The 15129-nt window shown below is 42.1% G+C and carries 13 protein-coding genes; 5 read left to right on the top strand and 8 right to left on the bottom strand.

Going from position 1 to position 15129, the window contains the following annotated elements; genetic code table 11:
- Positions 1-17 precede the first annotated feature (17 nt).
- From rraA to ACI2IW_RS01830, 4 genes are all read left to right on the top strand, one after another.
- Positions 18-554 (top strand): ribonuclease E activity regulator RraA, encoded by a 537-nt coding sequence (gene rraA, locus ACI2IW_RS01845; RefSeq protein WP_404692443.1) that lies wholly within the window; start codon positions 18-20, stop codon positions 552-554.
- A 217-nt stretch (positions 555-771) separates the two neighbouring features.
- Complete coding sequence (gene mfd, locus ACI2IW_RS01840) at positions 772-4482, top strand: transcription-repair coupling factor (protein WP_404692442.1); 3711 nt, start codon at positions 772-774, stop codon at positions 4480-4482.
- Between the two features lie 149 nt (positions 4483-4631).
- A complete protein-coding gene (locus tag ACI2IW_RS01835; protein ID WP_057759208.1) occupies positions 4632-5063 on the top strand; it encodes an HIT domain-containing protein in 432 nt (143 codons plus the stop codon).
- Between the two features lie 311 nt (positions 5064-5374).
- The gene (locus tag ACI2IW_RS01830) at positions 5375-6796 is read left to right on the top strand and encodes an adenylate/guanylate cyclase domain-containing protein (RefSeq protein WP_201605565.1); all 1422 of its coding nucleotides are present in this window, start codon (positions 5375-5377) and stop codon (positions 6794-6796) included.
- A 97-nt stretch (positions 6797-6893) separates the two neighbouring features.
- Here ACI2IW_RS01830 and fdx read toward each other — a convergent pair whose 3' ends face one another.
- From fdx to ACI2IW_RS01790, 8 genes are all read right to left on the bottom strand, one after another.
- Complete coding sequence (gene fdx / locus ACI2IW_RS01825; RefSeq protein WP_101206134.1) at positions 6894-7232, bottom strand: ISC system 2Fe-2S type ferredoxin; 339 nt, start codon at positions 7230-7232, stop codon at positions 6894-6896.
- 86 nt (positions 7233-7318) lie between these two features.
- Positions 7319-9199: a Fe-S protein assembly chaperone HscA gene (gene hscA, locus ACI2IW_RS01820; RefSeq protein ID WP_404692441.1), complete on the bottom strand. Its 1881-nt coding sequence runs from the start codon at positions 9197-9199 to the stop codon at positions 7319-7321.
- A 211-nt stretch (positions 9200-9410) separates the two neighbouring features.
- A complete protein-coding gene (gene hscB, locus ACI2IW_RS01815; protein WP_404672125.1) occupies positions 9411-9992 on the bottom strand; it encodes a Fe-S protein assembly co-chaperone HscB in 582 nt (193 codons plus the stop codon).
- Positions 9993-10182: 190 nt separating this feature from the next.
- On the bottom strand, positions 10183-10503 hold the full coding sequence (iscA, locus tag ACI2IW_RS01810) for an iron-sulfur cluster assembly protein IscA (RefSeq protein WP_021814983.1): 321 nt from the start codon (positions 10501-10503) through the stop codon (positions 10183-10185).
- 232 nt (positions 10504-10735) lie between these two features.
- Complete coding sequence (gene iscU / locus ACI2IW_RS01805) at positions 10736-11146, bottom strand: Fe-S cluster assembly scaffold IscU (protein ID WP_057759218.1); 411 nt, start codon at positions 11144-11146, stop codon at positions 10736-10738.
- Between the two features lie 154 nt (positions 11147-11300).
- Positions 11301-12527, bottom strand: coding sequence for an IscS subfamily cysteine desulfurase (locus ACI2IW_RS01800; protein WP_404692440.1), 1227 nt, complete (start codon positions 12525-12527; stop codon positions 11301-11303).
- Positions 12524-13033 (bottom strand): Rrf2 family transcriptional regulator, encoded by a 510-nt coding sequence (locus ACI2IW_RS01795; protein ID WP_058024181.1) that lies wholly within the window; start codon positions 13031-13033, stop codon positions 12524-12526. Before ACI2IW_RS01795 ends, ACI2IW_RS01800 begins: the two co-directional genes overlap by 4 nt.
- A gap of 397 nt (positions 13034-13430) precedes the next feature.
- Positions 13431-14075 (bottom strand): hypothetical protein, encoded by a 645-nt coding sequence (locus ACI2IW_RS01790; protein WP_102090399.1) that lies wholly within the window; start codon positions 14073-14075, stop codon positions 13431-13433.
- A gap of 524 nt (positions 14076-14599) precedes the next feature.
- Between ACI2IW_RS01790 and ACI2IW_RS01785 the strand changes: the two genes are divergently transcribed.
- Positions 14600-14872 carry an HU family DNA-binding protein gene (locus ACI2IW_RS01785; protein ID WP_045445077.1) on the top strand — a complete coding sequence of 91 codons (273 nt, stop codon included), beginning with the start codon at positions 14600-14602 and terminating at the stop codon, positions 14870-14872.
- Positions 14873-15129 lie beyond the last annotated feature (257 nt).

The following is a 15129-nucleotide window of genomic DNA, read 5'->3' as shown; positions in this document are numbered from 1 at the left end:
AACAAGGAGCAGGAGCAATGTCAGAATCGATACAAATGGATAGAGAAAATTTTGTCACTTGTGATCTATTGGATGCCAATCCTGAGTCGCAAGTATGCTTGCCAAATATCGAAGGCAAGTCATTCCGTCAGTTTGGTGCAAAAGACAAATTCTGCGGTGAAATCGTGACGGTTAAGTGCTTTGAAGACAATAGTCGTGTTAAGTCACTATTGAAGAGCGATGGCAAAGATAAAGAAGGCAACGGTAAGGTATTGGTCGTTGATGGCGGCGGCTCTATGCGCTGTGCATTACTAGGCGATATGATTGCACAATCAGCTATCGATAATGGCTGGGCTGGGGTTATTATATATGGCTGTGTCCGCGATGTTGATGACATGGCAGAGATGGATCTTGGTGTGATGGCGCTTGGTTGTATCCCGCGCAAATCAACTCGCCGTGATGAAGGTCAAACGGATATCGAAATCAGCTTCGGTGACTTAACGTTGAACTCGGGTATGTTCGTTTATGCTGATAATAATGGCATTATTGCTAGCGATAAACCACTTATCAGCTGAAGTTTTAGGCTTGGCTTGATTAGTAAAAACGAAAACCTCAGCTGATAAGTTGGGGTTTTTTGTTATGTAATGACAGTTAAAGCGCGATAATCGTTGTTAACCCTCAATCATTAATGAGTAAACTCTTAAGTGACAAACCGTTACGGCATAAGCTTTGGTAATTGCTCAAATATTCGTATAATAGCTTTCTGTCTCCTTAACTTTGATCCTATTCTTTATGCCTATTACTGCTCTGACTGACGCGTTTGACCCTATTAACCAGCAGTTGTTTCCTATCCAAAATGCCGAGCGGCGTTGGCTAGCGCCTGTCCATGGGGCAGTCAGCAGTTTGTGGCTGGCAAGCTTGGTTCAAACGCCTATTTGGAATGTTGCCGAGCGCCTAAAAGTTTTGGTGGCACGTGACCAAAACCAACTCAATCAGATAGAGACTGAGCTGGCATTTTGCGGAGTCGATGCTTATGTGTTCCCTGACTGGGAGACACTAACTTATGATGAGCTATCACCGCATCAAGACATCGTTAGTGAGCGCATCAATCTGTTGACGGATATGCCAAAAACGGGCGTGCTGCTCATCTCAGTACAGGCGCTGGTGCATCGCGTCGCACCGCCAAGCTGGTTAATTGGTCAGCATTTTGATTTGAGTGTTGGCGATCGATTTGATATCAATACCCAACGTGGGCTGTTGGCAAAAGCAGGTTACCGCGCGGTTGAAAATGTCTTTGAACCAGGTGAGTTTGCGGTACGTGGCAGTATTATTGATATTTTTGCCATGGGTCAGCCTTTTCCGCTACGTTTAGACTTGTTCGATGACGAAATCGAAACGATTCGCTTTTTTCATCCTCAAACGCAGCGTACATTGACTGCTGATGATTTGAAGGCGATGTTAACGGGCAACGATACCAGTATGGCAAAAGAATCGCTGTCACTACTGCACAAAATGCCAGATATCTCTAAACCTATTGAACAATTTCAAATCTTGCCTGCAAAAGAGTTTCCACTTGACGAAGGGCGGGAGACGTTTCGCACGAACTTTGCTGCGATGTTCCCTAATACCAGTAGCCGTAAGTCTGAGCTGCACAAAGACGTAATGGCAGGAATTGCTAGTAGCGGATTAGAGTATTATCAACCACTATTTTTTGACTTAAAAGACTGGAAGGCGGAGAGTAGTTTATTTTCCTATTTACCAAGCGATGCGTTATTTATCACCGATGAATTAATCAATGAAAAACAAGCTGATTACTGGTCACAAATCCAGCGCCGCTACGAAGAGCGTCGCCATGATATTGACAAGCCTATCTTAGAGCCAGCAATGCTGTATCTATTATCTAACGCGCTTAACGAGCAGTTAAACCAGTATCCAAGAGTGATATTAAGTGCTCGTGATGAACTGGCTACGATGAATGATGTGGCAGTTTCAGAAAGTATAGATGCCTCACAAATACCATTGCCAGTGAGTGTCACTAAACAACAAGGACTGGTGACATTAAGTGCTCAAGAGCCGCCACAGTTAGCAGTCAATCATCAAAAGTCTGAACCATTATCTGAATTGCTCGACTTCTTGGATACGCAATCAAAGACTTCAACACCCGTACTAATCGTTGCAGAAACCGCAGGCCGTCGCGAGATTCTCATTGAGCTGTTTAAAGGCAAGATTGATATCAAGGCGTACGATAGCTTTGAAGCCTTTCTAGCCGCAGATAAAACCAGCGCTATTAATAACAGTCACTTACCACATGTCGGTCTGACCGTAGCGCCAATTGAGCGCGGTGTCTATGTGCCTGAACGCTTGGTGTTGATTAGCGAGACACAGCTGTTTGGTCGTCAAGTCTTACAGACGCGCCGTCGTCGCCAAAGCGGGGTATCAGAAGAGTTCTTGGTTAAAAGCGTCACTGAGATAACAGATGGCAGTCCAGTAGTGCATATTGAGCATGGTATCGGTCGTTATAATGGCTTGATTACCTTAGATGTGGGCGATGGCGAGCAAGAGTTTATCCATTTAAAATATTCTGATGACGCTAGTATCTATGTGCCAGTTGCCAATTTGCAAATGATTAGCCGTTATAGTGGCGGCGATCCAGCCTTAGCACCGCTACATAAGATTGGTAGTGGTAAATGGGACCGAGCCAAGCAAAAAGCATTAGAGCAAATTCATGACGTCGCTGCTGAATTGCTCAATATGCAGGCAAGACGTGAGGCCAAAGTTGGTATTCATTTCAAGATAGACCCATCGCAGTATGAGCTATTTGCCAGTCAGTTTGCCTTTGAAGAAACCGCTGACCAGGCCAACGCCATTCATGCCGTAATGGAAGACATGAGACAAAACCAACCGATGGATCGTCTTATTTGTGGCGACGTTGGTTTTGGTAAAACAGAAGTCGCGATGCGAGCGGCGTTTATTGCCGTTAGTGCTGGTTATCAGGTTGCCGTCCTGGTGCCTACCACATTACTTGCCGGTCAGCATGAAGACAATTTCCGCGATCGTTTTGCCGATTGGCCAGTTCGTATTGAAAGTTTATCGCGCTTTGGCGGCAAAAAACATCAAGAAATGGTATTGGCTGATTTGGCTGCTGGCAAAGTGGACATTGTCATTGGCACTCATAAACTGCTACAACCAGATGTGAAATTTGCCAACCTTGGCCTGATGATTGTTGATGAAGAGCATCGCTTTGGAGTGCGTCATAAGGAACGTATCAAAGCCATTCAGACAGATGTTGATAGCATGTCTATGACGGCGACTCCGATCCCTAGAACGCTAAATATGGCGCTCTCAGGTATGCGTGATATGTCGATTATCGCCACACCGCCTGCCCGTCGTCTTGCCATCAAAACTTTTGTAATGCAAAAGACAGAAGCCCTGATGAAAGAAGCCATATTGCGTGAGTTATTACGTGGTGGGCAGGTCTATCTACTACATAATGATGTTGCTAGTATCGAGCGTATGGCAGAGACCATTCGTGACCTAGTGCCAGAAGCGCGAGTAGGGGTGGCACATGGGCAAATGCAAGAGCGTCAGCTTGAGCAGATCATGCAGCAGTTTTATCATAAAAAGTTCAACGTGTTGGTTTGCTCTACCATTATCGAGACGGGTATTGATGTGCCCAATGCTAATACGATTATCATTGAGCGTGCAGATAAGTTTGGTCTTGCGCAATTACATCAGCTGCGTGGCCGAGTAGGACGTAGTCATCATCAAGCGTATTGTTACTTACTAGTGCCATCTCTAAAAGGACTCAAAGGTGATGCCAAGCGCCGTTTACATGCGATTGAACGCGCCAATACTTTGGGTGCAGGTTTTATGCTGGCAAGTGAGGATTTAGAGATTCGCGGCGCAGGTGAGATATTGGGTAAGCAGCAAAGTGGCAATATGCAGGCGATTGGTTTTAGCTTATACATGGATATGCTTGAGCGTGCGACTAAAGCCATTAAAGCTGGCAAGGAGCCTGATTTAAATACACCATTGTCGCTAACCAGTGAAATAAACTTACATAGTTCTGCTCTTATTCCAGAAGAGTATCTACATGACGTGCATCAGCGCTTATTGTTCTATAAGCGTATTAGTAATACCGATGATAAAGAAGCATTGACAGATATTCGTACGGAGATGATAGACCGCTTTGGAGCACTGCCAGATCAAACCAAGCAGCTATTCGCTATTCATGGATTACGCTTACAAGCAGAGCCGCTTAAGATTAACAAAATTGATGCCAACAGTAGTAGTATGACGCTGGAATTTGCGCCAGATACTCCAGTTGATGCGTTAGCGATTATTAAGTTGATCCAATCAAATGGTCAGCATTATCGTATGAATGGCGCATCTGGTATCCGTTACCAAAATAGCGATAAACTGGCCACACCGCAACAGCGCGTAACGGTCATACAAGAGCTGCTGCGCTATTTTAGCGAGCACATGGTGACAGAGCCTGCTTAGTACATGGCTAGATATCAGTAGGCTCAGTAGTCATATTAAACCAATAAATTATGGTGCTATTTTATCAACCCGATAACTGATAAAATAGCCCAACTAACTTTTTAACCCTCTGTATTTTATTTGCATTAAACAACAAGAGAACCGTCATTATGTTCCAACTTCATCATAAACTTGCTGCTGATAGTTTTTTAGTGGGGGATTTTCCATTATCCACTTGTCGTTTAATCAATGACTGCCAATTTCCTTGGCTGATATTAGTGCCACGTGTCTCCGGTATCAAAGAGTTATATGAGCTGTCTGAGGCAGATCAAACACAGTTTTTACGAGAGTCCAGCTGGTTGTCGAGTCAGTTAGCTAAAACCTTTCAAGCCGATAAAATGAATGTGGCCGCTCTTGGTAATCAAGTGCCACAACTTCATTTCCATCATATTGTCCGTTATCAAAATGACATGCAATGGCCAAACCCAGTATGGGGTGTGCCAGCTGTGCCATATACTAAAGAAGTGTTGGCGCAAATGCAGCAAACATTGATGATGGCATTACGTGGTCATCACCAAATGCCGTTTGATTGGCAAATGTAATTATCAATCTATCCTACCTTTAATAAGAATAGCTTGAACCTTAATTTTATATGTAAAAAGAGAGGCCAGATACTTAAATGTATCTGGCCTCTCTTTTTATTTAAATTTGGATAAAAACTGTAAAACAGTGAATAAACTAGACAAAAGGTCGCCTTATAGTCATCAGTAACCTTGTTTAAACTTATTTCAAAAGTATAATATATTATTAGATATATCTTATGATAAATCGTCATAAGGACAAATAACGTACATATGTTAGTGTAGTATGCCTTTGTCTCTCAGGTAGCTCACCTTATTTAAGTGAATCTCATATGACCTTCTCAGAGACATTCAAACCAATGACACCGTTAAAGGACACCGGGACATGTCGTTTTGACTATCCAGAAGTGTTCGTGTTGATACTGACGGTTGTTTTGCGTGCTATATACTACGACTTCCGCTCTATCTCAATGGCACTATTGGTTATTATTACATTGCCAAGCCTTATGATCCTGATATATAACTACCGACGCCAGACCAGCTTTTGGACGTCTAATATCGTTATTATTCTATTATCGGTTGTCATTGGCTCGCTACAATGCTGTACGGTCATATCAATCAGTTTGGCTGCTTTGATTGGTGTACGTATCATTCTTAGCCGACCTGAGAATCACCTCAGACTGTTATCTGTATCTGTTGTGACTATCATTGTGTTTTTCTACGTTAGCACAGTCTTAAATGCAGACAGTATGGACTTTGATGAAGGCTTATTACCATTGATAGTAATGGTGGCAAGTCTAGGCGTTATTTTATACCAGTTCTGGCGTATCTATCAGCAACATATTACTTTTAAAGTACGTGCCCATCAGGCTAGTGGACGCCTGAACACAATGGTATCAGTGATCAATAAGCTTACCCGTTTTGTACCACCACAAATTTGGGGGCCTATTGTCAAATCGGATAGCCCTGTTAGGGTTTCTAATAAACGCGCAAAAATAACTATCATGTTTTCAGATATTGTCGGCTTTACTGAGTTGTCTGATAGTCTAAGCTCTGATAATTTAGCAGACATCCTCAATACTTATATGCATTGCATGACGTCGATCGCTGACAAACACGGTGCAGTGCTTGATAAGTTTATCGGCGATGGCATGGTATGTTTCTTTGGTGAACCGAATAGCCGTGGTTCGCGTCAAGATGCATTAGATTGTGTGGCAATGGCAATTGATATGCGCCGAGAAATGCGTACTTTACGCCAAAAATGGCGGTTGATGGGGTTTGAAGGCTTATATATACGTGTTGGTATCACAACTGGCTACTGCCACGTTGGTAATTTTGGTAGTAATAGTCGATTAAGCTATACCATCATTGGTAAAGAAGCCAATTTGGCCTCTAGGCTTGAGTCCTGTGCGGGCAAAGATCAGATATTGGTCAGTGAAAGCACTTACGATTATATATGCCATAACTATGAATGTGAGCACGTTGCCGCATTTTGCTTAAAAGGTATTGATGAAAAGGTCGATGCATGGCAAGTGCTTGATCCTAGTGCCAGTACAGGTCATCTGTCTAAATGGGTCGATCACACATTGCCTGGTTTCAATTTGCATTTGAATTTTAAAGATATGAAAGACAATGATTATCAAGATATTAGAGCTCGTTTAAATTTTGCGTTGGAACGTATCGAGCAAGAGGAAGAAAAAGTAGTGAAGGGCATAGCCGCAGAAAGTAAACGTGAGAATGCCAATCGCAAGTAAGCGTTTCAAGTTTGATATCTCAAATTCATATATAGAAAAAGGCCAGCTATGTGATAGCTGGCCTTTTTTAATCTTAACTAAGAAGTATTATCAGTGTTTAATGATTTTCTTTAGCATGATTGAGGGTATATTTAGGAACTTCGATGGTCAAATCCTCATCATCAAGCATGACTTGACAAGACAAACGTGAATCAGGCTCTAAGCCCCAAGCACGATCAAGTAGATCGGCTTCGATATCATCCATCTCATCTAAACTGTTGAAACCCTTGCGTACTACAACATGACATGTGGTACAAGCTTTTGACATCTCACAGGCATGCTCAATTTTAATGCCTTTTTCTAATAGTGCTTTACATAAGTTTTCACCAGCTTGTAGCTCAACTTCTGCGCCTTCAGGGCAAATTTCGTGGTGGGGTAGTACGGTAACTTTTGGCATAAATTATCTGTCCGATGCTAATCAATTTAAAAAATATTAGAAGTTAGCTTAACGTGTTAGCTAAGCTATATATGTCGATGTATTTATTACCAGTCTTTGGCACTAGTACCGGCCATACTGGTCTTGACGCTTTGATTCATAATACGTGCAGCAAAGGCATCACTATGTGGTTTGAGCTGTGCTTGTTGTGCTTCAATAAGCGCTAAGTCATCAGTGCTAAGAGAGTTACGTAGCGCTTGTATATGCTCTGCTAGTGATTGTTGTTCTTCGACAGAGAGTAATGCTGCAAATTCGTTAAGTGCCGACTCTAGGGCAAGTACTTCACGTTCCGCTTCTACTTTTGTCTCAATTAAAGAACGTGCATTTTTGTCTTCTTCTGCGTATTTAAACCCTGCAACAAGCAACTGTTCTTTTTGCTCATCTGATAGACCATAAGAAGGCACAATCTCGATCTTGCTTTCTGTTTTAGTCGTAGTTTCCTGCGCACTAACAGTAAGCTGACCATTAGCATCAATACTAAAGGTAACTTCGATACGCGCAAACCCAGCTTTCATTGGCGGGATGCCATACAGCTCGAAACGTCCAAGAGAACGACAGTTTTCCACCGTTTCACGCTCACCTTGCACCACATGAATCACCATGCCTGTTTGACCATCTTGATAAGTGGTAAATACCTGACGTTTCTTCACAGGGATAGGCGTGTTGCGTGGGATGAGTACTTCAACCAAACCGCCCATGGTCTCAAGACCTAATGATAATGGCGTTACGTCCAATAACAACAAATTGTTGTCACTATCGCCATTAACCAGTTGGTGAGCAGTCTGGGCAGCACCTAAGGCAACCACTTCATCTGGATTCAGGCGGCAAAGTGGCTGCTTAGCAAAAAACTCAGTCACGACTTGCTGCACGGCAGGCATACGAGTCGAACCGCCCACTAAGATAACTTCATCTAGATCTGTAGTAGACAGCTTGGCATCGCGTAGGACTTGTTCGCACACGCTTAGCGTACGGCGACTGACAGGTTCTACGATAGTTAGCACATCTGTACGGCTTAATACGCCTTGATAAGACTGACCATTGACAGTGACATTGATATCCACTTGCTCAGCATCAGTCAATGCTTGTTTATAAGCCTTGGCTTGCTGAGCTAGTATTGATTTGTCATGTAGGCTTACGTCTTTTGGGTCGATATTTAATTGTTTAATAATCCAATTGGTAATAAGGCGATCAATATCATCGCCGCCTAGTGCGCTATTACCGCCAGTTGCCAACACTTCAAAGACGCCGTCGGTAAGCTTTAAGATAGAGACGTCAAAAGTACCACCGCCCAAATCATAGATTAAGTAATAGCTTTCTTTTTTACTGTCTTCTGATGATTGGTCAAGCCCATAAGCGACCGCAGCCGCTGTTGGTTCATTCAATAAGCGAAGTACATTGATGCCCGCTGCTTGAGCGGCATCTTTGGTTGCTTGGCGCTGTGCTTCATCAAAATAAGCGGGAACCGTAATTACGGCACCTTCAATACTATCTGCAGGTAGGGCACTCGCTGCACGTTGCTCAAGCGCGGCTAAGATACGCGCCGATACTGCAACAGGAGAAACTTCACCTTGAGCCGTTACAAAGGCGGGCATATCGTCTCTGTTACCAGACAACTCATAAGGATGAGAGAATTTGATATCAGCTTGACTACGACCCATAAAACGCTTAGCCGAGACGATCGTATTTTTTGGATCATCCGCTAAATGAGCTAGGGCGTCATAGCCAACCAATGGCGTACCAGTAGCTGGATAATAGACAACAGACGGTAATAATGTATCTGTCGCCGCGCCTGCCTCTAAGACTTGTGCCTTACCTGAACGCACCACAGCAACCAACGAGCGTGTAGTACCGAGGTCGATGCCCAAGCCAAATTTATGTTGGTGAGGTTGAGCGCTTTGATTGGGTTCAGCAATTTGCATTAAAGACATAAGGATAACTCAGAGATAAAATGAATAAGTGAAATGGAGCAAATATAGCATATGCAGTACGAGAGCTTAACGTCGGTAATCTCATTCCATAAAGAAGATAGATTCTGACAGTTTGATGCGCTTAGACTCAAAGATTATACGGTATCACGGGCACTATTTTAACCAAATATATAGAATTTAGCTTATCAGTGAGAGATATAACCACAGATATTTAGACGTATAAATCATCGTCATCTGAATGCGATGAATTTGCAACATCATCAAGCCCAGTTGTCACATCAGCATTTAGCTTAACTAAAAATTTTAGCTTCTGTGTCGCATCAATCGCTGTTTGCCAATCTTGATTTTGATAAGCACTATTAAAGCGCTCAGATTGATTTGCTAGACGCTCTGTAATTTGAGGGTGTAATTGCTGCAAGGCTGCAAGATCTTTGTCTTCGATAGCATCATCTAGATCCATACGCATCTGCATCGCATCTTCCAAAAAGTCTAAATCTGCGATTGAATGCTCTATGTTTTGTGCTTGATCTGCCATGTCTAATAAATAACCAGCACGACTATCAGGAGCGCTTAGTGTTTGATACGCTTGATTGATTAAAGCCGAGGCTTTTTCAGACTGCAACTGTGCTTGAACCATATCGGTCTGATTTTTGGCAACATTATCAGGATGAAAGCGCTTTTGCAGCAAGCGCAAACGTTGCTCTAGATTGCTTTGGTTAATTTCAAATTGTACAGGCTGCTCAAATAGGGCAAAGAAGTTATCAAACTGTGGTTCTGAAGTAATATCTGTCATAATCCGATGCCTTGCTTTTTTATTTATTTTTGAAGTCATGACCTAGCTAAGAATACTGAATCGCTTGGCTACTCAACTACATTAACCTTTCTTCATAGTTATAGCAGAAACACTGCACTATTCTTATGAAAGCTTATTGAAGCATAAGTCTATCAGTTTTCAGCCATTGAACAATTAAGACATTGAACAATTAAACTGTAAACGACTCACCGCAACCACATTCACCTTTTTGGTTAGGGTTGGTGAATTTAAAGCCTTCGTTTAGACCTTCTTTTTCATAATCCATCAACAAGCCGTCTAAATACACGAGGCTTTTAGGATCAATAAAGATGCTAACGCCACGACTTTCATAACGCGTGTCATTTTCATCAGGGGTATCTACAAACTCTAAAACGTAAGCCAAGCCCGAGCAACCCGCCGTACGGATACCAACTCGAATGCCTTCGCCTTTGCCGCGATTGTCCAAAAAGTCTCGAACATGCTGAGCGGCGCGTTCTGTCATTTCAATCATGCCAACTCCCATTGACTATTAATCATAAATATCAATAAAAAAATCTAGATAAACTGACAACCAGAATTACAAGATTGCCAAAACAATAGGCTTGCGACTATTAGAAAACAAAAGGTGACAATTACATAAGTGTCATTGTCACCTCTTTAGCGTCAGTAGCGATTACACATTGCTACTTTAGCGTTGCTAGTACAACATAGCGCATACGCTAGCAGGCTTAGCCTAGCTTAATTTAGATCGCAGCTTCTTCTGCTGGAGCTGCTACGCCATGCTTACCTTTATAGTCGCTAATAGCGGCTTTAATAGCGTCTTCTGCAAGTACAGAGCAATGCACTTTTACTGGTGGTAATGCTAGCTCTTGAGCGATATCGTTGTTTTTGATTTCGCCAGCTTGATCCAAGCTTTTGCCTTTTAGCCACTCAGTAACAAGCGAGCTTGAAGCAATCGCTGAACCGCAGCCATAAGTCTTGAAACGTGCATCTTCGATAATACCATTATCGTCGACTTGGATTTGTAGACGCATTACATCGCCACATGCTGGGGCACCGACCATACCGGTACCAACGTTTTTGGCATTTTTATCAAGATTACCAACGTTGCGTGGGTTTTCGTAATGATCAATAACTTGGTCACTATAGGCCATGGGGTTTTCTCCTAGTTAGATGATGAGTAGTCGTTTATCAACTTTAAGTGTCTAACTACTCATCGATAATTGGGGTCAAACGCTTAATTTAATTGTCTGATCAATTGTTTAATAAATATATATTGCTAGCTATACTAAAAAGCTGTATTAAAAATTAGTGCTCAGCCCACTCGACTGAGTTTAGATCAACACCTTCTTGGTACATATCCCAAAGTGGTGATAGGGCACGTAGTTTATCAACGGCTTCATGCATCTGTTTGATAACGGTATCGATGTCTTCATCAGTGGTATAACGGCCGAAGCTGAAACGGATTGAGCTATGTGCTAACTCATCTGGGCGACCGATTGCACGTAGTACATACGATGGCTCAAGCGTTGCTGACGTACAGGCTGAACCTGATGATACAGCTAAGTCCTTAAGTGACATCATCAATGACTCGCCTTCAACGAAGTTAAAGCTGATGTTTACAATGTTTGGTACGCTATTCTCAAGATCACCATTTAAGTAAATCTCTTCGATATCTTGTAGGCCATCCCAAAGCTTTTGACGTAATTTGGCTGCATGTGCATGGTCGGCTTCATAGCTTTCATTAGCTAAAGCAAACGCTGCGCCTAGACCAACGATCTGATGCGTTGGCAATGTACCTGAACGCATACCACGCTCATGACCACCGCCATGTTGCTCTGCTTTTAGGCGAATACGTGGCTTACGACGAACAAACAATGCGCCGATACCTTTAGGGCCATAAGCTTTATGTCCTGAGAAACTCATCAAATCGATCTTCATTTCTTCAAGATTGATTTTTACTTTACCAACAGACTGTGCACCATCAACATGGAAAACTACGCCCGCTTCACGAGTGATTTCACCAATCGCTGTAACATCAGTAATCGTACCAAGCTCATTGTTTACCATCATAAGCGATACCAAAATCGTATCCTCACGTAGCGCTTCTTTTACTTGCTCTGGCAAGATAAGCCCTGTGCTTGGTTGCGGCTCAAGATACGTAATCTCAAAGCCTTCTTGCTCAAGTTCACGGCAAGTATCTAATACCGCTTTATGTTCAATCTTACTAGTGATGATGTGCTTACCACGAGACTGATAAAAGTGAGCCGCGCCTTTAATGGCTAGGTTGTCAGATTCAGTTGCACCAGAAGTAAAGACGATTTCACGTGGATCAGCGTTGATGACTTCAGCCACTTGTCCGCGAGCAGTTTCTACGGCTTCTTCTGCCTGCCAGCCATAGCCATGCGAGCGCGAGGCTGGGTTACCAAAGATGCCATCTACTGTCAGATATTCGCTCATCTTAGCAGCTACTGATTTGGCAACTGGTGTGGTGGCGGCATAATCTAAGTATATAAGGTTGTTATGTTGGCTCATGCTGGGTTTGCCTCGCTGTTCGATAGAGTAATGGTATTGATGTCTTTTATGGAAATATCTTTTGTAGAGTTGTGCTGACGTTCTGATACTGACTGCACGTTTTCCATATCTAATAATTGCGCTAATGTTATATTTTTCAAGTACTGTTCAATATGATTTGATAGTGCACACCATAGGTCATGGGTCAGGCACATTGTACCACCTTGACAGTCACCGCGTCCTTCACACTGCATCGCATTAACGGATTCATCGACAGCAGATATGATGCTCATCACATCTATCTCGTTCAATGGCTTGGCTAGGTTATAACCACCAGCTGCCCCGCGAATACTGGTCACAAGGCCACGTTTGCGTAGCTTGGAGAATAACTGTTCGAGGTAGGAGATAGAAATTGACTGCCGTTTAGCGATATCAGATAGAGATACTGCGCTCTCTTGTTGACTGGTCTGTAATGCCAAGTCTAGTAAAGCGGTAACGGCATATCTGCCTCGAGTAGTTAAACGCATGTGTTATCTCCAAACTTTTATGTCATTTTTATTTAATAACGTTCTTGGAAAGGGATAGATGCAGTCAATAATAGATCAATATAAAAGCTGTCAATCATATCCGTTCAAGTTGTGTCTTATCGTTATTAAACAACAGATGGTTAACCCGATGTGTGCAACGATTAGGTCAATTATACTTAATCCTGAGTAATTTAGTCAAGATTAAAGTGTGATTAAATGGTTAATCGAGCTTATCGCTATGATTGATAAAAACAATGGTGTTTAGAAGAGATATATGAGTAAGACACAAGCAGCTTAATTTGTCTTCTACAGATATATTTAACGAAGTAAAAAATAAGCGTTCAATATCTATAGAAGACATTGAACGCTTATTTATAGGTAATTCAGCGAACCAAAACTAATTCATCAATAGTGCGATGACTGAACCGATCATAATGACGAGGGCGACAACAGTGACAATCATCAGTGTCTTTTGCTTGCTCTGAAGCTCTCTTACGGTTGTTTCAAGTTCACGATTTTTAATGGTCAAGGTATTAATCTGTGTTTGCTGTTCTTTAATACGAAGTTTGTAGTTGTTCTTTTTTTCTTCCAAGTCAGCTTCTGTAGGTTTGGTTTTGGCTTTACCACCCTTTATCTTTTTGATCAGACCTTGAATCAAGCTGCCAAGCCCAAGTTGCATAATAAACTGTTTGACCAGTTGTACTTGAATCGACTCACCGCGCATCTGTAGCTTTTCGGTGGTTTCGCTATCATGAGTCGTGATGGCGTTGATAACTTGAATGCTATAGGCGTTGATAACCACGTCAGGCTCACTACGACCAATCGGCAGCTGGGCATCTAGTAACACGCCCTTGGTACTAAAGGTGGCAAATACTTCTACATGTGGTAAATACAGGCGAAGCGCCACCACGGTGCCTTGCTTAGCAAGCGGATAAGCGGCCTTACGCAGTTCAGGATCCAAACGTAACAATAATGTCAGCGCCGACTCGATAAATACTAAAATGATATTAAGAAAAGAGTGAGACAACGTAGAACGCTTCATGTAAGTAATCCGTTTTTTATTTAGCAAGTTTTAGATATTGAGCAAACAGAAGTCTGTATTTGTCCAAGTCTTGCAGTGATATTTTGCTTATAGTAACGTCTTTATAATAAAAAGTAACGCTAGTTTCTGTAGTGGCTAAATTATTACATTACAATTTAGCAGTCAATAAAGACACTCTTATTTATGACCAGTGATATACAAACTTAATGTATAGCAATGCATAGACAGCAATTGACAAATCTTTCAAAGCGTAGAAAATAGGAAAGCCAATCGTCTCAGTTATACAGAGCCACTTATATATAAATTCCTAACGCTTTGCGTAACATTAGGTGTCAAATACGTAGTGTAGAGCACAAAAATATGTAAAATCGCTTGCGCTCCTTATGCTGCCTTGATATAAAGACGATAACAAAGAAGAACCTGTTAATGCGCCAGTTAGGTAGTTTTTATTGCGTAAGCACCATGAGAGCGTTACAATACTTGGCGTGAGCATTTATTACCCCCTTAAACTTGAAGGAAATTTTATGAATAAGTCAGAATTAATTGATAGCATCGCAGACAAAAGTGGTCTAAATAAAACCCAAGCTGGTGATGCACTAAACGCTGTTATGGAAAGTGTTGGCGAAGCGCTAGAAGCTGGCGATAGCATCTCATTAGTTGGCTTTGGTACTTTCAGTGTAAAAGATCGCAAAGCACGCACTGGTCGTAACCCTAAGACTGGCGAAGAATTAAGCATTCCAGCAAGCAAAGTACCAAGCTTTAAAGCTGGTAAAAACTTAAAAGAGCGCTTGAACTAAGCCGATTTTTTAAGCATAAAATGATAGTCGATGGTCTATAGCTGAAGTAATGAGCTAGCCATCGAAGAGAGCACCTAATATTTAGGTGCTTTTTTTATCGCTATAGTTTGTATCATGCGTCGTGAATATTTTGAGTCTGCATGAAAAATCACGTATCATAGAGCGCGCGATAGGTGTGTCATTTAAGTCAGATTTCTTTAGTAAATTTCGTTTTTTACTATAAAATGCATACGCTCTTACTCTTACCATTGCTAGCT

The sequence above is a fragment of the Psychrobacter sp. NPDC078501 genome, from assembly GCF_044900935.1.
Classification (GTDB): Bacteria; Pseudomonadota; Gammaproteobacteria; order Pseudomonadales; family Moraxellaceae; genus Psychrobacter.
Note: the sequence above shows the minus strand (reverse complement) of the source record. Positions and strands in the feature narration are given on the sequence as shown.